General features: G+C 73.4%; 14 protein-coding genes. All 14 read left to right on the plus strand.

What is annotated here, in order from left to right:
• Window positions 1–36 precede the first annotated feature (36 nt).
• Complete coding sequence (locus ACZ5VC_RS17745) at window positions 37–1,497, plus strand: 3' terminal RNA ribose 2'-O-methyltransferase Hen1 (protein WP_469120951.1); 1,461 nt, start codon at window positions 37–39, stop codon at window positions 1,495–1,497.
• On the plus strand, window positions 1,494–4,028 hold the full coding sequence (locus ACZ5VC_RS17750; RefSeq protein ID WP_469120952.1) for a polynucleotide kinase-phosphatase: 2,535 nt from the start codon (window positions 1,494–1,496) through the stop codon (window positions 4,026–4,028). Before ACZ5VC_RS17745 ends, ACZ5VC_RS17750 begins: the two co-directional genes overlap by 4 nt.
• A gap of 338 nt (window positions 4,029–4,366) precedes the next feature.
• Window positions 4,367–5,089 carry a Crp/Fnr family transcriptional regulator gene (locus ACZ5VC_RS17755; RefSeq protein ID WP_469120953.1) on the plus strand — a complete coding sequence of 241 codons (723 nt, stop codon included), beginning with the start codon at window positions 4,367–4,369 and terminating at the stop codon, window positions 5,087–5,089.
• 76 nt (window positions 5,090–5,165) lie between these two features.
• The gene (locus ACZ5VC_RS17760) at window positions 5,166–5,996 is read left to right on the plus strand and encodes a nucleotidyl cyclase domain-containing protein (protein WP_469120954.1); all 831 of its coding nucleotides are present in this window, start codon (window positions 5,166–5,168) and stop codon (window positions 5,994–5,996) included.
• The gene (locus tag ACZ5VC_RS17765) at window positions 5,993–8,314 is read left to right on the plus strand and encodes a hypothetical protein (RefSeq protein ID WP_469120955.1); all 2,322 of its coding nucleotides are present in this window, start codon (window positions 5,993–5,995) and stop codon (window positions 8,312–8,314) included. Before ACZ5VC_RS17760 ends, ACZ5VC_RS17765 begins: the two co-directional genes overlap by 4 nt.
• Window positions 8,311–9,669, plus strand: coding sequence for a hypothetical protein (locus ACZ5VC_RS17770; protein WP_469120956.1), 1,359 nt, complete (start codon window positions 8,311–8,313; stop codon window positions 9,667–9,669). The genes ACZ5VC_RS17765 and ACZ5VC_RS17770 overlap by 4 nt, the downstream gene beginning before the upstream one ends.
• On the plus strand, window positions 9,666–10,157 hold the full coding sequence (locus ACZ5VC_RS17775; protein WP_469120957.1) for a Pycsar system effector family protein: 492 nt from the start codon (window positions 9,666–9,668) through the stop codon (window positions 10,155–10,157). The genes ACZ5VC_RS17770 and ACZ5VC_RS17775 overlap by 4 nt, the downstream gene beginning before the upstream one ends.
• Window positions 10,158–10,163: 6 nt before the next feature.
• Window positions 10,164–12,629: a VWA domain-containing protein gene (locus ACZ5VC_RS17780; protein WP_469120958.1), complete on the plus strand. Its 2,466-nt coding sequence runs from the start codon at window positions 10,164–10,166 to the stop codon at window positions 12,627–12,629.
• A gap of 73 nt (window positions 12,630–12,702) precedes the next feature.
• Window positions 12,703–16,353, plus strand: coding sequence for a tubulin-like doman-containing protein (locus ACZ5VC_RS17785; protein ID WP_469120959.1), 3,651 nt, complete (start codon window positions 12,703–12,705; stop codon window positions 16,351–16,353).
• Window positions 16,350–18,896 (plus strand): hypothetical protein, encoded by a 2,547-nt coding sequence (locus ACZ5VC_RS17790; protein WP_469120960.1) that lies wholly within the window; start codon window positions 16,350–16,352, stop codon window positions 18,894–18,896. The genes ACZ5VC_RS17785 and ACZ5VC_RS17790 overlap by 4 nt, the downstream gene beginning before the upstream one ends.
• Complete coding sequence (locus ACZ5VC_RS17795; RefSeq protein WP_469120961.1) at window positions 18,893–21,022, plus strand: serine/threonine-protein kinase; 2,130 nt, start codon at window positions 18,893–18,895, stop codon at window positions 21,020–21,022. The genes ACZ5VC_RS17790 and ACZ5VC_RS17795 overlap by 4 nt, the downstream gene beginning before the upstream one ends.
• On the plus strand, window positions 21,022–23,151 hold the full coding sequence (locus ACZ5VC_RS17800; protein ID WP_469120962.1) for a hypothetical protein: 2,130 nt from the start codon (window positions 21,022–21,024) through the stop codon (window positions 23,149–23,151). The genes ACZ5VC_RS17795 and ACZ5VC_RS17800 overlap by 1 nt, the downstream gene beginning before the upstream one ends.
• Window positions 23,152–23,215: 64 nt before the next feature.
• Complete coding sequence (locus ACZ5VC_RS17805) at window positions 23,216–24,451, plus strand: arginine deiminase (RefSeq protein WP_469120963.1); 1,236 nt, start codon at window positions 23,216–23,218, stop codon at window positions 24,449–24,451.
• Between the two features lie 100 nt (window positions 24,452–24,551).
• Complete coding sequence (gene argF, locus ACZ5VC_RS17810) at window positions 24,552–25,562, plus strand: ornithine carbamoyltransferase (RefSeq protein ID WP_469120964.1); 1,011 nt, start codon at window positions 24,552–24,554, stop codon at window positions 25,560–25,562.
• Window positions 25,563–25,624: the final 62 nt, after the last annotated feature.

Raw genomic sequence — 25,624 nt, forward strand, 5'->3', positions numbered from 1 at the left:
GGTCGGGAGCGGTGGGCGGCGGCCATACTCGGTCGTGTGTTCATGACGATCAGTACCACCGGCACCCAGGAGCGTCCCGCGACCGACCTCGGATTCCTGCTGCACAAGCATCCCGACAAGGCGCAGACGTTCTCCACCTCGCACGGAACGGCGCACGTCCTCTACCCGGAGGCGACCGCCGAGCGGTGCACGGCCGCTCTGCTGCTGGAGGTGGACCCGGTGGCGCTGGTGCGGCGCGCCAAGGGCAAGGGCCGGGGCGGTGCGCCCGACGCGGCGCTCGCACAGTATGTGAACGACCGCCCGTACGCCGCGTCTTCGCTGTTCGCGGTGGCCATGAGCACTGTGTTCAAGAGCGCCCTGCGAGGCGTGTGCGCCGCACGGCCGGAGCGGGTGGCCGCGCCGCTGCCGCTGCGGATCGAGGTGCCCGCGCTGCCCGCTCGAGGGGGCGCCGAGCTCGTGCGGAAGCTGTTCGGGCCGCTGGGCTGGTCCGAGGTCGGGGCGGAGCCGGTGGCCCTGGACGAGCGGTTCCCGGAGTGGGGCGACTCGCGGTACGTACGGCTCGTGCTCGAAGGTGAACTGCGGCTGGCCGACGCCCTGCGTCAGCTCTACGTACTTCTTCCGGTCCTGGACGACGCCAAGCACTACTGGGTGACGACCGACGAGGTCGACAAGCTGCTGCGGGCCGGTGAGGGCTGGCTCGCCGAGCACCCCGAGCAGAAGCTGATCACCAGCCGCTATCTGTCCCGGCGCTGGGGGCTGACGCGGCAGGCCATGGAACGCCTTGAGCTGGTCCGGCTCGCCGAGGCCGACGGTCTGGACGTCGAGGACATCGACAACGCCGTCGACGAGAGCGTCGACACCGAGGAGAAGCCGGTGCCGCTGGCCGAGATGCGCCGGGAGGCGATCCTCGGCGTGCTGCGTGACACCGGCGCGGGCCGGGTCCTGGACCTGGGCTGCGGGCAGGGCCAGTTGGTGCAGGCACTGCTGAAGGACGTCCGTTTCACCGACATCGTCGGTGTCGACGTCTCCGTACGGGCGCTGACCGTCGCCGGCCGGCGGCTGCGGCTCGAGCGGCTGGGGGAGCGGCAGGCCGGCCGCGTCACCCTGATGCTGGGCTCGCTCACCTACACCGACAAGCGGCTCAAGGGTTATGACGCGGCGGTGCTCAGTGAGGTCGTCGAGCACCTGGACCTCGAGCGGCTGCCCGCGCTGGAGTACGCGGTGTTCGGTTCCGCGCGCCCCCGGACCGTGATCGTGACGACGCCGAACGTCGAGTACAACGTGCGCTGGGAGACGCTCCCGGCCGGACACGTCCGGCACGGCGACCACCGCTTCGAGTGGACCCGCGAGGAGTTCCGGACCTGGGCGGCGGCCGTGGCCGAACGGCACGGGTACGGCGTGGAGTTCCTGCCCGTGGGTCCCGACGATCCCGAGGTGGGGCCGCCCACGCAGATGGCCGTGTTCCGTATGACCGCGAAGGAGGAGAAGGCCGCATGACCACCACGACCCGCGAGCTCGCCGTCACCGACCTGTCCCTCGTCGTGCTCATCGGCGCGACAGGCTCGGGCAAGTCGACGTTCGCGCGCAAGCACTTCAAGCCCACCGAGGTCCTCTCCTCGGACTTCTGCCGCGGTCTCGTCGCCGACGACGAGAACGACCAGAGCGCCAGCGGCGACGCCTTCGACGTTCTGCACTACATCGCGGGCAAGCGGCTGGAGGCCGGGAGGCTGACCGTGATCGATGCGACCAGCGTTCAGCAGGAGAGCCGGCGCGGGCTGGTGCGGCTGGCGCGGGAGCACGACGTCCTGCCCATCGCGATCGTCCTCGACCTGCCCGAGGAGGTGTGCGCCGCGCGCAACGCGGAGCGCCCCGACCGGGCCGGGATGCCCCGCCACGTCATCCAGCGGCACCGCCGCGAGCTGCGCCGCTCGCTGAGCGGCCTGGAGCGCGAGGGATTCCGCAAGGTGCACATCCTGCGCAGCGTCGAGGAGGTCGAGTCCGCCGAAGTGGTCCTGGAGAAGCGGTTCAACGACCTGCGTCATCTGACCGGACCGTTCGACATCATCGGTGACGTCCACGGCTGCCGATCCGAGCTGGAAACCCTGCTCGCCAAGCTCGGCTATACCGACGGCGCGCACCCCGAGGGGCGCACGGCGGTGTTCGTCGGCGACCTCGTCGACCGCGGCCCGGACAGCCCCGGCGTGCTGCGCCGGGTGATGGACATGGTGACCTCCGGCAACGCCCTGTGCGTACCGGGGAACCACGAGAACAAGCTGGGCCGCTGGCTCGGCGGCAAGAAGGTCCAGGAGACGCACGGGCTCGCCGAGACCATCGAACAGCTCGGTCGCGAGAGCGACGAGTTCCGCGCGCGGGTGAAGGAGTTCATCGACGGCCTGGTCAGCCACTACGTCCTCGACGAGGGCAGGCTGGTCGTCTGCCACGCCGGCCTGCCCGAGAAGTACCACGGCCGCACGTCCGGCCGGGTCCGCGCGCACGCGCTGTACGGGGACACCACCGGCGAGACCGACGAGTTCGGCCTGCCCGTGCGCTACCCGTGGGCGGAGGAGTACCGGGGCAGGGCGACCGTCGTGTACGGACACACGCCGGTGCCGAACACGTCCTGGATCAACAACACCATCTGTCTGGACACCGGGGCGGTCTTCGGCGGGAAGATGACCGCGCTGCGCTGGCCGGAGCGTGAACTGGTCGACGTACCGGCCGAGAAGGTCTGGTACGAGCCGGCCCGGCCGCTGGCCACCGAGGCGCCCGGCGGGCACCAGGGCCGGCCGCTGGACCTCGCCGACGTGCACGGCCGCCGGGTCGTCGAGACCGGTCAGCTGGGCAATGTCGGTGTCCGTGAGGAGAACGCGGCGGCGGCGCTGGAGGTGATGAGCCGGTTCGCGGTCGACCCGCGGCTGCTCGCCTATCTGCCGCCCACGATGGCGCCCGCCGCGACCTCCCGCCAGGAGGGCTATCTGGAGCACCCGGCCGAGGCGTTCGCGCAGTACCGCGCCGACGGCGTCGGGCAGGTCGTGTGCGAGGAGAAGCACATGGGTTCCCGGGCCGTGGCCCTGGTGTGCCGGGACGCGGACGTGGCGCGCGTGCGCTTCGGGGTGTCCGGACCGACCGGCGCGCTCCACACCCGTACCGGCCGTCCCTTCTTCGACGATCCGGCCGTCACCGAGGAGGTCCTCGGGCGGCTGCGCACGGCCGTCACCGCGGCCGGGCTCTGGGACGAGCTGGGGACCGACTGGCTGCTCCTCGACGGCGAGTTGATGCCCTGGTCGCTGAAGGCGTCCGGCCTGCTGCGCACGCAGTACGCGGCGGTCGGGGCCGCCTCCGGGGCGGTCTTCCCCAGCGCCGTCGAGGCGCTGGAGAAGGCCGTGGCACGGGGTGTCGGGGTCCAGGACCTGCTGGCCAAGCAGCGGGAGAGGGCCGAGGACGCGGCCGCGTTCACCGACGCCTACCGGCGCTACTGCTGGGCGACCGAGGGGTTGGACGGGGTGCGGTTCGCGCCCTTCCAGATCCTCGCCGCCGAGGCGAACGCGCTGACGGGTGTGCCGCACGACCGGCAGCTGGCGTGGCTGGACCGGCTGGTCGAGCACGACCCGACCGGTCTGCTCCAGGTCACCCGCCGGCTCGTCGTCGACACCGGCGACGAGGCCTCCGTCCGGGCCGGCACCGACTGGTGGCTGGAGATGACCGGCGCGGGCGGCGAGGGCATGGTGGTCAAGCCGCTCCAGCCGCTGGTCAGGGACGGCAAGGGCCGACTGGTGCAGCCGGGCGTGAAGGTCCGTGGCCGCGAGTACCTGCGGATCATCTACGGCCCCGAGTACACCCGCCCGGAGAACCTGGAGCGCCTGCGCGGACGGTTCCTGAACCACAAGCGGTCCCTGGCCCTGCGCGAGTACGCCCTGGGTCTGGAGGCCCTGGACCGGCTGGCCGCCGGAGAGCCCCTGTGGCGCGTCCACGAGGCGGTCTTCGCGGTCCTGGCCCTGGAATCGGAACCGGTCGACCCCCGGCTCTGAGAGCGGCCCGCGACCGAGGGCCCGCACTCCCGGTCCGCGTGCCGGTCGGCATCCCCGGTCCGCGTCCCCGATCCCGGTCCGGTTCCCGGATCGGGCCCGGATCACAAGGGGGTACAGGGTCACGGGGGGCGCGAGAGGCGCATTTTCGCGCTTCTCGTGCCCCCCTTTTGCGCTCGTTGACGCCGATCTTCGCACCCTCTAGCGTTCGTGACCCCACCCCGTGACGCAACATCAACAACGCGTCTGAGCAAGCAACTTGTGGTGGGAACAAGCGCTTGAGGCACGCCGCGGAACGCAACGGTCCGCGCGACGCCAAGAGAACGGTGCGGGGGTGCACGATGAGTCTGTTCGGCCAGGACCGGTCGTTCCTCGACGCCCTCACCACCCAGGACCGCACCGCGCTGCTCGCCGAAGGCGCGCGCCGGAGCTACGAGCCCGGCGAGGTGATGATCAGGGAACGGGACACCAGCGCCTACGTCCTGGCCCTGACATCCGGCTGGTCCGTCGTCTCCATGGAGACCGATCGGGGCGCCCGGCTCATCCTGGCGCTGCGCGGCTCGGGCGAAGTGGTCGGCGACCTCGCCGCGGTCGACCAGCGGCCACGCAGCGCCACCGTCGCCGCGCTCGGCCGCGTGGAGGCGGTGTCGATCTCGGGGGACCGCTTCCGGCGCTTCCTCGCCGGGCGCCCCCACGCCACCTCACTGATCATGCGCCAGCTCAGCACCCGGCTGCGCAGCGCCGACGTCGAACGCCGCTCCCTCGCCTCCGAAACGGTGCTGCAGCGGCTCGCCGCACGCCTGGTGGAGCTCGCCGAGCGGGCCGGCCGACCCGCGGGCACCGGCACCGTGCTCGAACTCCCGCTGCCGCAGCACGATCTCGCGGCGGCGATAGGGGCGACCAGGGAAGCGGTCGCCAAGGCGCTGCGTCTGCTGCGGGAACAGGACGTCGTCCGTACCGCCAACCGCAGGGTGATCGTCATCGACATGCCCGTGCTGCTCCTGCTCGCGCAGGGGCGGAGCCGGCCCGGAGGGGCGGCGGAGAAATCTCCGCCGGGTGTGTAAACGGCTACATCGCCGGCCGCGGGACGCGGCCAGGCTGGTCCTGTCACCACAGCATCACGGCACACAGGGGGTCCGAGTGAGCAGTGCGGGAGCCATCCACAGGCTCGTGGTCTTCGCAGACGCGTGCGGTTCGGGGACATGGGGCATGGACGCCAAGAAGGTCATGCGCGCGGCCATGTACGACGCGTTCGGCGAGGCGTACGCCTCCGTGGGCATCGAACCCGGCACGGTCCACCAGGAGGACCGGGGCGACGGCATCCTCGTCGCCCTGCGCCCCGACGTGCCGCCGACGCTGATGGTCGGGCGGTGGATCGACACCCTCTACGAGAGCCTGCGCGAGTACAACCTGGGGCGCGAACAGCGGCTGAGGTTACGCGTCGGCATGAACGCCGGGCCCGTCCTCAACGACGGCCGGGGCCTCGTGGGACGTGCCGTGGACCTGGCGTGCCGGCTGTGCGACAGCCAGGCGGCCAAGGGGGTCATGACGGCCGCGCCCGACGCCGATCTGCTGGTGGTCGTCTCCGACTGGCTCTACTCCCACGTGGTCGTCGAGGGCGGCCGCTACGTCGAACCGGGCCACTACCGGTCGGCCAGGGTCCGGTCCAAGGAGACCGACGAGACGGCCTGGTTCCACATCCCGCGCAGGACCGCGCCACCCCTCGGGGAAGAGGGCGGCGGCGACGGGGACACCCGGACCGGCGGTGGGCCGATGAGGGGGGACGGCCCACCGCCACCTCAACCACCCGCCGGGGGCGACCGCCGCGGGGCCCGGCACGAGTACAACGCCCAGGGCGACATCCAGGTCTTCAAGGGCAACGACATCCGCGGCGGTTTCACCGGCATCCGCAAGGACACCCCCCGCACCGACCACGACCGCCCCGCCCCCGGCAGGGGTGAGCGCGCGTGAGCGACCAGGACGACGCCCCGGCCCAGGACCCGGCGGGCGACCAGACCCCGCCGGCTCCTTCCTCCTCCTCGCCCCCGTCGTCACCCGCTTCCGCCCCCGGCGGCGACGGCGCCGCCGAGCCGCAGAACGAGTCCAACCCCTTCGACCAGGCCGGCCGCAGCCCACTGGGCGGCTCCGGCGGGACCGGCGGCGCCGGCACGGCCCGCGCCGCGCGCCGCACCTTCGCCCCCGGCCGTGCCGAGCGCACCTACGACATCGGCGGCGACGGCCAGTTCTACGAGGGCAACTACTTCATCAGCCAGTTCTGGACGGACACCAGAGCCTCCCTCGTCCAGGGAGCGGTCCCCCGCGAGACGCTGGAGCACCTCGACGACGTCTACTGCGAGACCTCCGGTTACCAGCGGATGAAACAGCTCCTGCGCACCAACCGGCTGCTGGTCCTGTGCGGAGAGCCGGGCAGCGGCCGCAAGGCGACCGCTCTCGCGCTGCTCTCCGAGCTCACGGACCACAAGGTCAACCGCCTCGACCCCAGCCACGCGGTGCACGAGATCACCCTGGAGTCGCTGGAGCGCGGCTGCGGCCATCTGCTGGAGCTGCCGCCCGAGGACAACAACAGGCCGGAGACCGAACGCCGCCGGGGCGAACCGCGCGAGACGCCCCGGCGCCCCGCGCGGCTCTCCGGGCTGCACCTCGACCGGTTCGGCGATCTGCTGCGCGAGGCCGACGCCTACGGAATCGTCCTCGTGGAGAGCGGCGACCTCGCCGACCGGGTGCTGCGCGGCCGCTACGGGGTCTACTGCCCGCCGCCGCCGTTCGCCGACGTACTCCACCGTCATCTGCGGGTCCTGCTGCGCGGCGAACCCGAAGGCGCGCTGGCCGCCGCGCGGGCGCTCGCCGGCCGTCCCGAGGTGACCGAGGCCCTCGGGCTCGACGAGCTGCGGCCGCGCGAGGCGGCACGGCTCGCCGACCATCTCGCCCGCCGGCAGAAGGACGAACTGACCGACGAGCAACTACTGGAGGACTGCGCCACCTTCGTCCGCGCCCAGGCCCGGGCCTGGTTCGCCGGCGCGGACCGGCCCGGCGCCCTGCCCGAGGCCGCGGCCACCCTCAACCGCGCCGCGTTCCGCATAGCCGTCGCCGTCTTCAACGGCTCCGCCTACAGCATCACCGCGGAGGCCGCCGAGCTGCTGGCCTGGGAACTGGCGGTCACGCTCGACCCCGACCAGCCGACCGGGCGGCGGCTCTTCGGCACCCATGCCGAGAACCGGCCGGTCCTCGCCCGGTCCGTCCTGGAGGACGGCGAGATCGACCTCGGCGACGCGCGGGTTCCCGTACGCGCCATCCGATTCCAGGGCGAGGCCCTCGCGCCCGCCGTCCTGCGCGAGGTGTGGCACGGCTACCACAATGTGCGCGGGCCGCTCTCCCGCTGGCTGCGCTCGCTGTGCGACGACGCCCGGCCCGAGGTGTGGGTCCGCGCCTCCATCGCGGCCGGGGTCCTCTGCTCCTGGGACTGGATCTACGGATTCGGCGAGCTGGTCCGCCCGATGGCGGCCATGGACAGCCCCGTGCCGAGGATGTCCGCCGCCACCGCCCTCGCCGAGGCCGCCCGCGACCCGAAGGTACGGCCGGCGGTCGCGGCGGTGCTCAAGGAGTGGGCCGCCGGCGACGACGATGCCCTGCTCGAAACGGCCCTGTTGGCCCACGGATACGCGCTGGCCGCCCATTCGGTGCGCGGCTCCCTCAGCGCGCTGGGGCGGGTGGTGCGGACGGACGCCGGGGAGGACACCGGCGTACTGGGCGCGGCGTCGTTCAGCGTGATGCGGCTGCTCGCCTCCGGCGAACCGGAGACCGTGACCCAGCGGCTGGCCGAGTGGCTCAAGGACGGCCGGATCAACCTCTCCAATCTGGTCCTCATCTCCATGATCGGCACCCTGACGATGCGCACCACCCATCTGTGGGGCCTGAACGAGGTGCCCGAGCTCGAACCCCATGCCTCCCGGCCGCTGCTCCTCGCACTGCTGGCGACCCGGCCGGACCTGGCCCCCGAACTGGCCGACCTGCTGCGCCACACGCTGTCCACCGCCCGCTCGGGCGAGACCGCGCTGGACGGACTGGGCAGCCTGCTGCGCCGGGCGGCGCGGGACGAGGAGGCACTGGGCCATGTCTGCGGCTTCCTGCCGCTGATCGCCGTGAACCGCAGGGACCGCGACCGGCTGCGCGGCCTGCTGAAAGACCTGGTGCGCGACCGTGACCGGCCGCTGAACAGAGAGGCGGCGGGCCGGATGTGGGACGCCGTGGTGGAAGGAGTCGAGCGATGAGCCCCGAGGGAAACGGCGGACAGCCCAAGGCGGACAGGGCCCGGGACGCCCGGGAAAGGCCCCGGGACAGGACCCGTGACCAGAACCGCGACAACGCCCGCGACGACGCCCGTGCCGACGGGCGCGACAACGCCCGTGACAAGGTCCGGGACAAGGTGCGCGAGCAGCTCGACGACGGCCCCAAGGGGCCGCTCGTGCGCGAGTGCGCGCCGCCGTACAAGCGCGAGAGCGGTCAGATCGCCGCCGTGCTGCTCTACCGCAACGGCGGCCACCGGGTCATGTGGCCCGAGCGCCAGGAAGACCACAACAAGCCGCTGTTCGGCGGCCCGTACACCGTCTTCGAGGTACGGCTCGGGCGCAATGTGACCACCTTCGACCTCGCCCTGCCCGCCTCGGGCGACGGAGTCTTCTTCGAAGCCCAGGCCCGCGTGCACTGGGAGGTGGCCGACCCGTACCTGGTCGTCACCCAAGCCGTGTGGGACGTGGCCCAGTTGCTGCGCGACGATCTCTTGGACGGGCTGCGCGCGGTCTCCCGGCGCTTCGGACTGACCGAGGCCCAGCGCGCCGACGAGGCCGTACGCGACGAGCTGAGCTCCGGCCGCCTCGCCCTCGGGCGCGACCTGGGGCTGCGTACCCGCGTCCATGTATTCATCGACCTCGATGAAAGCGTCAAGGCGGAGATCGGCAAGCGCGACACCGCCGGGGTGACCATGCAGGTCAACCGCAGCCTCGCCGACGTGGAGCGGCAGAAGGACAGGGACAGCCGGCGGCTGGTCGCCGAGCGGGCCCGGGACTTCGAGCTCCTCCTCAAGAGCGGTGAAGTGGCACAGATCGCCCACCACATGGCCATGAACCCGGACAAGCAGTGGGAGATCCGCCGGGAGCTCCAGCAGGAGAAGCGGGAGGGGCAGGCCGACTTCCTCGCCGTCTTCAACCGGCTCCTCGACACCGGGGTGCTGGAGCGCCACGACATCGGCGAGCCGATGTACCAGGTGCTGCAGTTCCTGCGGGAGAGCACCGGAGACGTACTCGGCGGGGTCGCCGGCCGCGTCCTGGCGCCCGGGCCGCGGCGGCCCGCTCTGGAGGAGGGCCGCCCCGAGCAGGTCAGCCGCCCCTGGGACGACGAGACGTCCGACGCGCGGCCGGCCCCCCGGCGCGACGAGCACCCCCGGACGCGCGAACCCTCGGATCTCCCCGAGCCTCCGCGGGCGCCCGAGGACGCGCAGGTGTACGAGCCGACGCGGGTCCAGTCCTCCTCGGAACGCGACCGGGAGCTGCGCCGGAACGACCGGGACTTCGCCGCCTCCGACCGGGGCCGCCACAGCGCCGACTTCGACGACTGGGACGACGAGTGACCGCCGGCGCCCCGCCGCCGGAACCGGCCGACCTCCGCTTCATGGCGGAACGTCTGCTGACCGCGGTCCGGGAGGACATCGGCAGGGCCGACACCAAGGCGGCGATCCTGCTCTCCGGAGCGATCGCCTTCCTCGCCGTGGTGTTCTCCAAGGACCCCGCCCCGCTGCCCACCTCGGGCCCCGCGCTCGTCCTGCTGTCCGCGGGCGGACTGCTCTGGGGCGCCGGAGTGCTGATGCTCGTCGCCGTGATACTGCCCCGCACCCGGATCGGCGCGGACCGCACCCTGCTGCGCGACCTCGTCGCCGGGGCGCCCTCCGCGGCGCTTCTGGACCGGCTGACGGCGTCCGGCGACGACGCCACCGGCTGGCTCCTCGACCAGGCGAGCGTCCACGGGGCGGTGCTCGCCGCCAAGTACAGGTGGTTACGGATGGGCGTCTGCTCCCTGGCGCTCGGCGTGCTCCTGGCCCTCTTCAGCGAACTGTGGTGAGAGACGATGCACTGGAGAATCAAGTCCGGCGCGCTGCTGCTGGCCGGTGGGCTGCTGGCGCTGTCCGGCCCGCTCGGCGCCACGGCGGCCGCCCCGAGCGGAGCGGCGCGGGCACCGGGCGCCCCCGCCGAGGGCCCCGACCCGATCGACTTCGCCGTGGTCGTCGACCAGTCGGCGAGCCTCTCCGCCAAGGATCTGGCCCGTGAGGTGGAGGCCGCCGCGCTGCTCAGCCAGGGCGAGATATCGGAGCGGTCGCGCGCTGCCGTGATCGGCTTCGGAAGCTCGGAGAAGCCGGGGCAGTCACCGGTGCGCGAAGTGTGCGGGCTGACCGTCGCCGACGCGGCCGGCCGACAGCGCCTCAGCGACTGCGTCCAGCAGCTCTCCCGCCGCGACGCCTCCCGCATGGGGCCCGGAACCGACTTCCCCGCCGCGCTGCGCCAGGCCGTCGGCCGGCTTTCCGAGGGCGGAGCGGGAACCGCCCCGAAGGTCGTGTTCCTGCTCACCGACGGCAAACTCGACGTGCACGACAGCCCCGAGTACGGCACCGACGCCGCCAGCCGGCAGGCCAACGCCGCCAAGCGGCTCACCGAGGAACTCGGCCGCGCCCGCGCCGGATCCGTACAGATCTGGCCCCTCGGCTTCGGCCCCGACGTCGACCGTGCCGCGCTCACCGCCATGGCGGCGGGCGGCTACCAAGGCAGCTGCGTCGCCGATCTTCCCGGCGCCACCCCGAAGATGCGGGTCGTCGACGACTCGGCGCAGATCGACAAGGCACTCCAGGAGACCTTCGCGGCCGCCCGGTGCGCCCAGATCTCCCACGGAACGGTCGGCAAGCCGCCCGCCGACCTCTCCGTCACCATCCCGCCCATCGCCACCGACGGCTCGATCACGGTCGGCAAGCACGACCCCAAGGTGACGGTCACCTACTACGACCCGCGCGGTCGCAAGGTGCCCGCCCAGGGAGACTTCGACGGATCGACCTTCGAGGTCAGCGGCCAGGACGGCCCGGTGGAGGCGCTCCGCGTCAAGAACCCGCTGCCGGGCCGCTGGCGGGTCCACATCGAGGCACCCGACGGCCACCGCGACCGCGAGGTCGCCGTCCGCGCCATTTGGCAGGGGCGGCTGCGCTCCGCCGTCACCCTCGACCCGGCCTCGCCGAGGCCGGGCCAGCGGGCCGTCGTCGAGGTCCGGATGCAGACCCGGCGCGGTGTCGTCATCACCGACCCGTCCCAGCTCACCGGCATCAAGGTCTCATCGCGGCTCTCCGGCGGCGGCTTCGCCCCGGTCACCGTGGCTCTGGCCGACGACGGAAAGGCGCCGGACGACAGGGCCGGGGACGTCCGCTTCACCGGCACGATCACCGTCCCGGCCACCGCCACCGGCGAACTCGAGGTCACGACCCTGATGTCGGCCCCCGGAGTCACCTCCGACCGCCGCCCGCTGCACGCCCGTACGACCCCCGGTACACCCCTCGTCACCGCCGGGCTGACCGTCGAACGGGCCACCGTGAACCCGGGAGCGACGCTCGCCGGGACGCTGGACGTCACCAACAACGACAGCGGACCGCACACCCTGCGCCTCGCCCTGGACGACCTGGCGCCGGGCGCCGAGCTGCGGATCGCCCCCGCGACCGTCGCCGCGGACCCGGGCAAGAAGACCCGGGTCGCGTTCACCGTCACCCTGGGCTCCGGCATCCCGCTGGGTGAGGTGGGCGGACAGGTGACCGCCGTCGACACCGGCGACGGCGCCCGGGTGCTGGACTCCACCTTCCTCGACGTACGGGTGGAGGCGCCCCCCACCTGGTGGGACCAGTGGTGGGGTGCCGTGGCCGGCGGCGCCGCGCTCGCGCTGGTCCTCGCGGCCGTCGCCTTCCTGTGGCTCCGGGGCCGCCGCAGGCGGCGCGACCTGACCGGCGCACGGCTGGAGTTGAGCCGGGGAGGCATCGCCCTGGACTCGCTCACCATCCGCGCGGGGCAGAGCGCCGGAGGCGAGTACCACTTCACCGTCGACGAGATGCGGGGAGCGGCGCCCGCGCTGCGGCGCGCCCGCACCGGAGCCGGCGGCCACCGGCTGCGGCGCACCGGCTCCGGCGAGCTGCTGCTGCGTCCGAACGGCGGACGGGAAGACTCGGTACGGCCCGGGGAGCCCGTCGCCCTCGAGGAGGGCCTCGAGGTCGTGGTCCGCGACGGGCGCGCCACCGGCCGCCAGGGCGCGGGGGGTCAGAGGCGCCCCGGTGGCGGCGTCAACGGTTGGCGGGAACGCGCCCGCGGCGTGCGGCCCGGCCGCGGCGCCCGCACCGGGGGCGAGGGGAGCGACGGACGCGAGGGCGGGGCGGACGGCGGCGCACGGTCCGGCAGATGGTCCCGGCCCGCCGCCGACGGACGCCGTCCGGAGAGCGGCCCGCCGCGCCCCACCGGGGCGGACAGCGGCGAACAGACCGCCGGCGCCAGCCGGTGGGACCCCAACTTCTGAGCCACCGCAGGGCGTCGTACGACGACCTCGTACGACGCCCTGGCACGACGTTCCAGTTCCAAGGGGAGACGACATGAAGATCTACCAGCCCATGCTCTTCGTCGGTCTGGGTGGCACCGGCGGACGGATCGGCACCGAGCTGGAACGCGGCCTGCGCCGGGAACTGTGCGGCCCGGACGGCACCAAACTCGTCGACGGAGGCCGTCGCCTGCCGTTCCAGCTGCCCGACTGCCTCCAGTTCGTCTACGCGGACTTCAGCGAGTCGGAGCTGCTGCGCCAGCAGCAGTTCAACACCAAGGGCGCCGAGGGCGCCGCCTACGCCCGCACCTCGCGCATGATCCGCGACCTGCTGCCCAGCGAGTACGACAGTTCTCCCGAAGTGACCCGGATGCTGCGGGTCGCCCTGCACGAGGAGACCCGCGACTGGCTGCCGCCGCAAGCACGCCAGCCGCGCGTGGCGCCGCTGCACAACGGCGCAGGCCAGCTGCCCACCGTGGGCCGCGCCGCGCTCTTCGCCACCCTCCGCAGCGGACTCGAGCCGGTGCTGCGGCAGCTGCGCGAGGCGATCGGCGCCATCGGCAACTCCGCGGGTGACCTCCAGCGCGTGGGCGGCGGACGGATCCGCGGCTGCGACGTCTTCGTGGCGTTCTCGGTGGCAGGCGGTACCGGAGCGGGCATCTACTACGACTTCATCCATCTCATCGGGCACGAGTTCCGCAAGTCCAAGGTGCCCGGCGTGAAGATCTATCCGCTGGTCGTCATGCCCTCCGCGTTCCCGCCCGAGGCCGGCGGCGGCCGCGAGGCGGAACTGAACTCGGCCCGGGCCCTGGTGGACCTCTCGCGGCTGGTCGACGACCAGAACGTGCCGGACGCCCTCGCCGACGTCGGAGACGTACAGCAGCGCGGCCGGATCAGCGTCCGCTACCCCGGCGACGGTGTCGTCGCCCTGCGTCCCTCCACCGTGCAGACCGCCTTCCTCTTCAGCAAGCCCGCCGTCATCCGCACCGAGGACCTGCGGCGCTCCATCACCGCCATGGTGATGTCGCTCATCGGCACCGAACTGAGCGACGACAACGGCCAGAGCCGCAGCGAGGACGACTACCAGTCCTTCGCCGCCAGCTTCATCAACAAGAGCGTGGAACGCTCCACGCCCGCGCGCTCCGGCATCGGCTACCGGGGCATGTCCACCAGCCTCGCCGCCTCGCTGACCGTCCCCGTCGACGACCTCGCCGAGATCGTCGCCGCCCGCCTGCTCGCCCAGGCGGTGCGCGGTATGACCGAGCGGGCACGGCGGCCCGCCGAGGACGGCACCGACCGGGTCCGGGACCTGTTCGAGCGCTCCGGCATCGGCCGGCTGTGGAACCGGGAAGCCCCCGACATCCCCCTGCCCGAGCAACTGCCCAAGGGCAGCCGGGCGATCACCCAGGGGCTGCGGGACCGCCTGGGGGACATGGAGGACGGGCTCCACCGGCTGGAGCGCGAACTCGCCCGGGAGATCCCCCGGCTGACCGACGACTTCAAGCCGGGCGCCGGAGCCCGCGAACTCCTCGGCCTGGTGGGGCCCTTCCAGCTGGAGACCATCCTCGCCGGACTGCCCGGACACCCTCAGCGGGCCGCCGAGGCCGGGTTCACCGGCATGCTCGACAACCGCAGGAACGAGCCGGAGCGGCCGCAGCACGTCCAGCCCTCCGCCCCGCAGATCCCCCGCATCAAGGGCGGCGCCGGCGGCCTCGTCCCGGCCCGCTGGAGCGACCCGGACGTGCAGGAGGCCCTGGACGAGCAGGACGTCTGGTACCGCTGGCGGGCCAACGCCCTGTGGCACCGCGGCTGGCAGAGCGGCGAGTCGCAGTGGCGGCCCCCGCTGACCCGCGTCGTCCGCGAGATCGGCGAACTCGCCCGGGCGCTGCGGTCCCACGAGGAGGACGAGGGCAAGCTCTTCGCCGACCGCCGGCGCGAGCTCTACCGCGACGACCGCACCGGCATCTCGTATCTGCTGCCCCCGCAGAACAGCCTGCGGGCCTTCTACGACGACGTCCTCGACCGGCTCGTCAAGAGCGAGGGACTGCCCGAGAACACCGACGCCGCGGGCCTGCTCGACCAGCTGATCCGCCCCGACGACTGGCGCGCCGCCCTCGAAGCCGTACGCCGCTCCCAGGGGGCCGCCGTCAAGGAGATCAAGCAGATCGTCGAGCGGCGCGTCAAGCGGCTCTTCGGCGAGGCCGACGACACCCTGTACGAGCGGCCCCTGCTGCCGTCGATGGCGCTGCTGCTGCGCGCGGCCGCCGGGGACGAGACCGCCGAGGCCAAGGTCGACAGCCGCTGGCTCGGCCAGTTCCGCTCGCAGCTCGCGGGACTGCTGCCGGTCGGCTTCACCCCGGACGGCACCGGCCCCCTGAAGATCCTCATCGTCCACCCGGAGAGCGAGACCGACGGCCGGGCCGCGGCCTACCTCGGGCAGGAACTCAACCTGCCGGCCCGCGCGGACCGGGAGTACCGGGCCGTCGACACCGAGTCGATCACCGTGGTGCTGTTCCGCAGCGGGATGAACCTCACCGACATCTCCGAGGTGCGCGAGGTGCTCAAGACCTGGTCGGAGGCGCGCGACTCGGCCGGCGAGGACGACTTCCTGCACTGGCGGCAGCGGCTCGGCCACCGGGACGACTGGCTGGTCAGCACCGAGGAGGACCGGCAGCGCATCCTCCACCGGCTGCTGTGCGCCATGTGGAACGGACGGATCGACCACCAGGGGTCCGTCACCTCCCCCGAGCTGATCCGCATCCGGCTGCAGGACGGCGACTCCGCCACGATGACCCTGCGTCTGGAGGACTTCGACGGCTCGCTCTCCAGCTGGGCCGGGATGCTGAGGGCCTACGAACGCTGGGCTCTGCTCGACGAGGGTCAGATCATCGAGGACTTCTGCGAACGGCTGATGCGGACGCTGCCGCTGGGACTGGCCAACACACCGGTACCGCCCTCGCCGCTGTTCCTGACCTTCGTCGAGGACGTGGCCCCCCGTCAGATCGCACGGATCAAGGAGCTGTCGGACCGGTACGGCGAGGAGGACCAGGAGTGGCTGGAGCCGCTGCGCCACTTCTGGCAGGAGACCCTCGACGGGGCCCTGGACATGCGCTTCTCCGGAGCCGCCCGCCCCACCCGGCCCACGCTGAGGGCGCTGTACGAGCGCCATTCGCCGGCCGGTGACGCCACGGAGGACGAACGGCCGCGTGCCGCCGAGGCCGACGACTGGGAGGAGAGGGGCCGCCAGGTGCGTGGACCGGAGCAGCGTGAGCGCGAGACCTGGGACCCCGAGCCCCGCACCGCCGAGCCCCGGGGTCGCGGGGAGCGCGGATCCGATCCGCGCGAGCGGGAGACCTGGGGCAGGGAGGCGCGCGGGCGCGAGACCTGGGACACCGAGCCCCGGAACACCGAGTCCGGGGGTCGCGGGGAGCGCGGATCCGATCCGCGCGAGCGCGAGCGCGAGCGCGAGCGCGAGTCCTGGGGCCGGGAGGCGCGCGAGCGCGAGACCTGGGACACCGAGGCGCGGGACACGGAGCCGTACCGCCGGGAGGGGCGCGGGACGGAGCGGCGTGGCGCCGACGGTGGCGTACCGCGGGCACGTGACGGCGAGAGCTGGGAGTCGGACCGGGCGGAGGACCGCCGCTCGGCGCGCCGGCCCGACGCCGCCGGCGACTACCCGTGGGACACGGACGGTGACGAGGCATGAACCCCCGTCTCACGCCTCACCACCGGCTGCCGGGGCACGCGGTCTGTGTCGACCTGCGTGACCCCGGGCCCGGCCCGGACGCGGCCGGGCGCCTCGCCGACGTCGTGCGGGACGCCCTGGACACGCCCCAGCCCGTCGCCGAACGGCGCTTCCTCGTCATCGACGACGCGGCGCGGCTCGTCGCCCATCAACTCCTGCACGAACGGCTCTTCTCCTACGGACCCGCCCAGGTGATCTGTCTGGCGGTCGGCCCGGCGGGGGAGGGGCAGCGGGCACTGAGGCGCTCGCTGACGCTGCGGCCCCCCGCCGCGGGAGTGCTCTGGCTGCTCGACGTGCGCGGAGGGAGCGGCGCCCCGTCCGGGTCGGCGGCCGACGACGACACCGCCCTGCGGCCCCTGGTCGACGTCCTGTCGCCGCCGGACGTGTTCGACGCGGTGCTGCGTGCGCTCGGCCAGGTCGTGCACGGCGTCGCCCTGCCGTCCGTGCGGGTACTGGAACACGATCTGACGGACGAGGCGCGGGCAAGGGCCTGGCGCCAGACCCTGGAGAGCCTCACCGGACAGGACCTCGCCCCGCCCCCGCCGATCACCGGCGCCTCCACGGCCCGCGCCACCGCGCCCGGAGGAGCGCCCGCGGAGACCGTCCCCGCCGAACTCGCCGTCCTCCTCGACGACTCCGTCCCGGCGAGTCTCCAGGGCCATGTCTGGACGCCGGCCCGGGGGCCGGCGGGCGCCCGCGCCCGGGAGTGCGAGGAAGCCCTCCAGGACGCGAACGACGGCTATGTCCAAGTCCGCGGCACATCGGGGCTGTTCACGACGGTGGGACGGCAGGTCGACCTCCCGGGCCGTCTCGAGGAACTCGCCCTGGCCCTCACCCGCTACCGCTCCGCCATCGGCGACGCCCTCACCGACGCGGGCGGCGCCCGCCTCACCCCCGAACAGCGCGCCAGGCTGAGGGAACGCGGCATCGAACTGCCCGAACTGCCGCCCGAGATCTCCCGCAGCAGCGTCGTCCCGGGCCTGCGCGACTTCACCGAGGGCCTGATCACCCGGCGCCTGCCGCTCAGATCGGTCGCCGGCCGTCTCGCCGCGCTCTCGGTCCGCTCGGCCCCGTCCGGCAGCGCGTCCCGGATCGCCCGGCTCGAGGAGCTCTGCGACGCGGGCTATCTGCGCCATCTCGCCTCGCCGCTGCCCTTCACCGTCGGCGGCTCCCCGGCCCTGGCGGTCCTGGTCGCCTGTGTGCTCGCCTTCGCCGCCGGGCTCTGGCCGGGACCGGGCTGGGCACTCGGGCCGGCCACCGGTCTCCTGGCCGCCGGCCTTGCCGCGCTGGCGCTGCGCCGCCGGCCCAACCGGTCGCCCGACGGCCGGCTCGACGGCGGCGGCAGCGCCGCGACGGGCCCGCGGCTCGCCGGCGGCCTGCTGGGCGGTGTGGCCGGGGCGCTCACGGGCCGCCTCCTCACCCCGCCCTGGTGGGCGGGAGCGGCGGCCCTCTCGGTCGCCGTGCTCGTGTGCGTGGCGCTTGCGGTACGGGAGTGGAAGCGGGCCGTCGACTCCTGGTGGAGCCGTACGGACGCGGCGTACGCGAACCGGATCATGCGGGACATCCACCAGCTCCTCGCCGAGACGGCCGTCCACGACTGGCTCCTCGCCGAGGTCCGCCACCACTGCTCGGACGGCGCGGGAGCGGTCTCCCGGCTGCTGCGGGGCATGGCACGGACCGCCGACGACCACCACCCGTCCCATGCGGGGCAGGGTCACGCGGGCCACGGGGGAAGCCGATCCGTCCTCCGGGACCACACCTCCGCCGGACCCGACCCCACCGCTCCCGAGCCGTCCGCCGACTCCTGGAGCTGGGACAACTGGGGCGAGGCCACCGGCGGTGTCGGCTGGTTCGACACACCCCCGCAGCCCGTCGCGCCCAAGCCCGACGAGCGGGTCGCGGTGCCTGCCGGCGGCGAGGCCCACCCGGCGTGGCTGGAGCTGCTGCGCGGCGACGGCGGCCCGGCGCTCGTCGACACGCTGGTCGACGACCTGGGCCAGGGCGTCATCAGCATCCTCGAACCCTGCTGGGCCGGCGTCGAACGCGACCCCGGAAGCGCCGGACGCACGGCCCTGGACGGCCCCATGACCGAGCTGCTCGACGAGGTCCACACCCGCCTGCTGCGCGACGGCGCCGCCTCACCGCCGCCCTTCGCAGCCGACCCCGCCTCCCGCCCGGACGCCGCCCAGCTGCTCGGAGTCGACTCCGAACGGGTGGCCCGGCTGCTCACCTCCGACCAGGGTCCCGAGCAGACCGTGGCGCTGTGCGGCCCCGAGCACCGGCGGCTGCTGTCGCAGGATCCCGCGGCGGTGCGCCAGGTGCGGTTCGTCCCGGAGGCGATGCGCCGGGGCGCCGAGCGCGACGAGACGCGGGACAGCTGGCGGGGGGTGGCCGAGGACGTCGTGTGGACACCGGCCGGACGGCACGCCGGTGTGCTGCGTCTCGTGCCGCTGCGCGCCGATGTGGTGCGCACGGTCAGGGAAGAGGAGAGCGGAGCACTATGACTGGCACCGGGCAGGAGGCGTTCTCCGCCGCCACCCAGGAAGAGCTGGAGTTCCTCACGCACCTGGAGGAGCCGGTCCGCTTCGCGGCGCGGTACGGCGAGGACCGCAGACCGCCGGGCCGCCCGGGCCTGATCGCCCGCGAGGTGACGCTCGGCACCGGCTGGCCGGTACTCCAGTACCGGCTGCCCCTCTCCCAGCACGGCGACCCGCACGCCTACGGCAGGCTCGAACGGGAAGTGTCCGCGGCCGTCGCCCTGGAACGCCGCTACGGCTCCGAACGGTTCGCCGACGTGTTCACCCGCATGATCGGCTTCGACCTGGACGCCCCGGAACCGTTCGTCCTCTACCGGATGGCCGACGGTGAGCCGGTCGCCGCCCTCGGCGGCACGCTCTCCGGCGACGAACAGCAGCAGGTCATCTCCCAACTGGCCCTCGCCGTAAGGCTGCTGGACGCCGTCGGACTGGTGCACCGGGCCATCGCGCCGGACACCGTGCGCTGGGACGGCACCCATGTCCGGCTGTCCGAGCCGTACGCGGCGCTGCGCGCCGGCGAGCCCCGCGAGGCCTTCGGCGCCGCGCCCTGGGCCTCTCCCGAACAGCGCGACGGCACGGGCACGGCCGACCCCCGCGACGATCTCTGGTCGGTCGCCCAGCTCGTCTACTACCTGCTCGCCGGCCGGCCCGACAAGGGCCTCGGCCCACCCGCCGACCTCGCCGACTTCCGGCGCCTCGCCGCCCTCGACCACGGGGGAGTGTTCGACGCCAGAGCCGAGCGGCGGCCCTCGCCCGGGGAGTTCATGCGCCTGCTCCACGCGCCCGACCCCTTGGCCACCGCCCCCGGCACCGCCGACGCGCTCAGCCGCGGCCGCGCCGACTTCGACGCCCAACTCGCCCGTAAGCGGACCGCGTCCAGCGCCGGGCGGCAGACGGCGGACGGCGACCTCCAGGGCGCCCTGGAGTACGTGCCGCCGCCCACCCGCCGTTCGCTGCGCGGCTGGCTCTCCGGGGCCCCGGCCGCGCCGCCGCCCCGGACGTACGAGGTCCCCGCCGACCCGGCGCCCGCCCCGGCAGGCCGCCAGTGCCCGCACTGCCTGCTGCCGGTCGAGTTCGACGAGAGCCTGCTCGTCACGATCGACCAGAAGGGAGACCGCATTCCGCTCGACCTCAGCGCCGAGCACCGGCCCGCTCACCGGCAGGACGCGCTGCGCAAGGCCTACCACCTGTGCCCGCACGCCGCGGGCGACGAGGCGCATGAGCTGCCCGTGCCGTATCTGACCAATGGCGAACCGCTCTCCGTCGCACTGGTCGGCAGCTCGGCCGTCGGCAAGACGCATCTGCTCGCCGCGATGCTGGGCGAGGTCGAACAGGGCGGCCTGGAGCCGTACGGCCTCAAGTGCCTGCCCCTGAACCCGGACGCGCACCGCACGTTCCTGCGGGAGCGGGTGCAGAGCCTGCAACAGGGCCGGCAGCTCGGCCGGACCGGACAGCAGACATTCGCCCGGTTCGCCGACGGGCTGCTGGTCTCCGGACAGGGGCTGCCGACCCGGCCCGTCGTCTTCTTCGACCTCGCCGGCGAGGACCTCGCGCAGGACGGCGAGGTGACCCGCTTCCTGATGGGCGTCGACGCGTTCATCTTCGTACTGGACCCGCTGAGGGCGCTGCGGATGCCGTTCCTCGACCCGGTGCGCGAGCGGCTCGGGCTGCCCCGGCGGGACCTCGGCGACGAGGCGTTCACCACGGTTCTGAACCGGATCCCCCGGCAGGGCCAGTACATCGCGGCGCCCGCGGCGGTCGCTCTCAACAAGAGCGACCTGGTGCGCTTCGACCCGTCCGTGGACCGGTGGCTCTCCCGCGCGCTACCGGCGCGCTTCGACCCGGAGACGGCACGCGCGGAGAGCCGCGACGCCTACGCGTTCCTGTCCCACCACGCCAGCCCCGCCTGGCTGAAGCCGTTCGACGAATGCGCGCGCTGCACCCTGCACTTCGTCGCCGCGACCGGTGGACAGGCCCGGGGCGACCGCTTCCCGCACGGCGTCAGGCCACGCCGGGTCCTGGCGCCGCTGGTCTCCCTGTTCGCCATGTGCGGGCTGCTCCCGGCGCCGGAGTCGAAAGAGGTGGGTTTCTGATGGCCCGACAGGAGAACTGGGTCGACCAGATCGTCTTCCGCTGGGACACCGACGACGCCTCGGGCACCCCGGGGTTCGGTCCGGTGGCCTGGTCGTGCGGCCGGGAGCAGGCGGACACGCTCTTCCGGAACGTGGGTGCCATGCTCCGGGCGACCGGTGAGGAGACGGTGCCGGCGCTCGTACGGCTGGAGAAGCACCAGCATGTCGTCCTGGTGCGCCGGGCACCGTTGCGCGAGGCGGACGGGCGCGCCGGCACGATCTGCCACGCGCTGGTGGCGGCGGCGGAGGTCCTCGACCCGGGAACCTGCCTCGGACTGCACACCTGGTCCTGGGAGGGCAGCGATCTCCCGCTGGCCGAGGTCCGCGGCATGATCGCCCCCGTACGCGAGGCGGCGCTGCTGCCCGCGACGCTGGAGGGGCAGCAGCGGCTGTCCTCGGCCCTGCCGCTCGCGGAACGGGAACTGACCGGCGCCGTGGCCGAGTTGCTGCGGCATCCGGCAGGCCCGTTCACCCTGCTCGACCCGACCGGCGGCGACGCCGCCCACCGGATGCTGTGGGGCATGTACGGAATGTTCGGCGAGGCCGTCCGCACGCCCTGGACGTTCGCGACGCACGACACGGCCGAAATGCCGCCCCTGCGCTTCGTGTTCGTCCAGCAGTGGTCCGGCGCGGCCTCCCGGAACGCCGAGCGGCGCCGCGCCGACCCGCTGGAACGCCGTGGGGACCGGGCCGAGGAGGTGGCGGCCGGACTGGTCCGCCGTCATCTGCGGGGGGTGGCGCGGGGCGACGGGCAGGAGTACGAGGTGGACGAGGTGCTCCAGACCGCCGCCAGGCGCTACGAGGGACCGCTGCTGGACATCGCCGAACGGGCCCTGGACCAGCTGGAGCGGCGGGAGCGCGCGGAGGGCGGGGCGGTCGCGGGAAGCCGGGAGCGGGCGGGGAGTACGGGTTTCGGCGGGGAGTGGGGGCCGGGCTCCGACAGGGAACGGCACGAGACGCCGGACCGCCCGGACTGGCGCCCTGACCCGCGACCTGATCCGCGCCACGACCTGCCGGACCGGCTGGACCGGTGGGACGGGCCGGAGCGGTCGCGTGGGGAAGGGCCGGTTCGGGAGCCCGTCCGCCAGGTCCCGGCGCCTCAAGCGCCTCCGCCCCGGGAGCCCGTTCCCCCGTTCCCCGAGCCGCCGCCCACCGCCCCGTACGACCACCCGGCGCACGCCCCCGACGCACATCAGCCCGCGCGAGAGCTCGCCGCCTGGCCCGAACCGCGCCCAACGCGTCGCCGGCGGCTGCGTCGCCGGCGCGGGGGCGGCATCGGGCTCCCGGCCCTGCTCGCGATCGTCCGTGACCCCGACGGCCACTCGCCCCGGCAGGTGACGGCCGCCGCCCAGCAGGCCTCGGACGACGATCTGATCCTGGCGCTCCAGCAGCGGCTGCCGTACGAGTCGACGACGGTCCTCATGGCAGAGACCGCGGACCGCTGGCCCTCCTGGAACCGGCGGTCGCGGCTGGAGTTCTGCGAGACCGTCCTCGACCAGGAGTTGTTCGTGACCGGTTCGTGGGGACCGGGCGGGGAGCGGGCGGACGACGTCCGCGCAGCCAACGCGGCGGCGCTCCACCGGTGGGCCGTACGACCGATGCTGGAGGACCAGGTGCTCGTCACCCGACTCGCTTCCCTGCTGCCGAGACTCGGCGCGGGTCCGCACCCGGCCGCGCGTGACGCGGTGTGGCGGATCGTCGAGAGCGAGCAGCCTGGCCTGCCCGAGAAGGTGTGGCTGGCGCTGCTGAGGGAGGCGTACGCGGGAACGGGAAGCAACTCGCCGTCGCCGGCCGCCCGTCGAGCCGAACCGCCCGTGCCGGGTGCGCATCGAGCCGAGCCGCCCTCCTCACCGCCCCTACCGGGGGCCCGGCGGGACGGACCGCCTCCGCCGCGGCCCCACCGTCCCGCGTCCCCTCCGCCCCACCAGTCCCCTCCGCCCCGCCCCCCGGAGGCGCTCCGTCGCCCGCCCGCGCCCCCCGGCCACCTCGGCATCGAGGAGCCCGCGCAGGACGGCCGGCTCGTCGTCTACGGCCTGGTCGGCGTCTTCGTCGTCCTGCTCCTCGCGATCGTGGTCGTCCTGCTCGCCTGACACCGGTGGACCGGGGTGGTGCCGCAGGGGCGCGCGGGGCGCCCGGCTCGGCCAGGATGGGCACATGGGATTCCATGTCGATTCCGAGACCGGGCGGCTGCGCCGCGTCATCCTCCACCGCCCCGATCTGGAGCTGAAGCGGCTCACCCCCAGCAACAAGGACGCCCTGCTCTTCGACGACGTGCTGTGGGTGCGCCGCGCGCGGCAGGAGCACGACGGGTTCGCCGACGTGCTGCGCGACCGGGGGGTGGAGGTTCACCTCTTCGGCGATCTGCTCCGTGAGGCGCTGGAACTGCCCGCCGCCCGGGCGCTCGTACTGGACCGGGTCTTCCATGAGAAGGAGTACGGCCCGCTCGCCACCGACCACCTCAGAGCGGCGTTCGACGGCATGGAGACGGGTGCGCTGGTCGAGGCGCTGGTCGGCGGCATGACCAAGCGCGAGTTCCTGGCCGCCCACACCGAGCCCACGTCCGTCCGTTTCCATGTGATGGACCTGGACGACTTCCTGCTCGGCCCGCTGCCGAACCACCTCTTCACCCGGGACACCTCCGCCTGGATCTACGACGGGGTCTCCATCAACGCCATGCGCCTGCCCGCCCGCCAGCGCGAGACGGTCCACTTCGAGGCGATCTACAAGCACCATCCGCTGTTCACCGGCCCGGAGGCGGGCCCGTTCCACCACTGGTCGCAGGGGCAGGCCGACTACCCGTCCACCATCGAGGGCGGGGACGTCCTGGTCATCGGGCACGGTGCGGTCCTGATCGGCATGAGCGAGCGGACCACGCCGCAGGCCGTGGAGATGCTGGCCCACCGGCTCTTCGCGGAGGGCTCGGCGCGCACGATCGTGGCGCTCGACATGCCGAAGCGGCGGGCGTTCATGCATCTCGACACGGTGATGACGATGGTCGACCACGACACGTTCACGCAGTACGCGGGTCTCGGGATGCTCCGCTCGTACACGATCGAACCGGGCGACACGCCGAGGACCCTCAGGGTCAGCGACCATCCGCCGGAGCACATGCACAGTGCGATCGCCGCCGCCCTCGGTCTCACCGAGATCCGCGTGCTGACCGCGACGCAGGACGTGCACGCGGCCGAGCGCGAACAGTGGGACGACGGCTGCAACGTGCTGGCTGTGGAGCCGGGCGTCGTCGTCGCGTACGAGCGCAATGTCACCACCAACACCCATCTGCGCAAACAGGGCATCGAGGTGATCGAGATCCCGGGCAGTGAGCTGGGGCGCGGGAGGGGCGGCCCGCGCTGCATGAGCTGCCCGGTGGAGCGTGATCCCGCGCAGTAGCCACGGAGGGGACAAGGGGGCGGCCGGGGGTGGCTGCATAGTAATTCTGATGCTCGTATAGACTTCCAAGGTCCCCGTATCCGGAACGCAGGAGCGCCCCATGGCCACTGATCTCATCGGCCGCCACTTCCTCAAGGAGCTGGACTTCACCGCCGAGGAGTTCCGCGGCCTGGTCGACCTGGCCGCCGAACTCAAAGCGGCCAAGAAGGCGGGCGCCGAGGTCCAGCGGCTGCGGGGCAAGAACATCGCGCTGATCTTCGAGAAGACCTCCACCAGGACGCGGTGCTCCTTCGAGGTCGCGGCCGCCGATCAGGGCGCCTCCACCACCTACCTGGACCCCACCGGCTCCCAGATGGGCCACAAGGAGTCGGTGAAGGACACCGCCCGGGTGCTCGGCCGGATGTTCGACGGGATCGAGTACCGGGGCGACAGTCAGGCGGCGGTCGAGGAGCTGGCCGCGTATGCCGGGGTTCCCGTCTTCAACGGGCTCACCGACGACTGGCACCCCACCCAGATGCTCGCCGACGTGCTCACCATGACCGAGCACTCCGCCAAGCCCCTGGCCGAGATCGCCTTCGCGTACCTCGGTGACGCCCGCTTCAACATGGGCAACTCGTACCTGGTCACCGGCGCGCTCCTCGGCATGGACGTACGGATCGTGGCGCCGAAGAGCTACTGGCCGTCCGAGGCGGTCGTCGCGCAGGCCCGCGAGGCCGCCGCGGCGAGCGGCGCCCGCATCACCCTCACCGAGGACGTCGCCGAGGGTGTGCGGGGCGCCGACTTCGTCGCCACCGACGTCTGGGTGTCGATGGGGGAGCCCAAGGAGGTCTGGGACGAGCGGATCGCCGCGCTGGCGCCGTACGCCGTGACCATGGACGTGCTGCGGGCCACCGGCAACGCCGACGTCAAGTTCCTGCACTGTCTGCCCGCCTTCCACGACCTGGGCACGGCCGTCGGGCGGGACATCCACGCACGCCACGGCCTGACCGAGCTCGAGGTGTCGGACGAGGTCTTCGAGTCCGCGCACTCCGTCGTCTTCGACGAGGCCGAGAACCGGATGCACACCATCAAGGCGGTCATGGTGGCCACGCTCGCGGGCCCTGTCGTCTAGCACCCCGCTCCCGCGGACACCGCCGCGCGGCTTCTCGAGCCATCGCGCCCCGCTCCCGCGGG

The sequence above is a fragment of the Streptomyces sp. NPDC033174 genome (assembly GCF_055577795.1).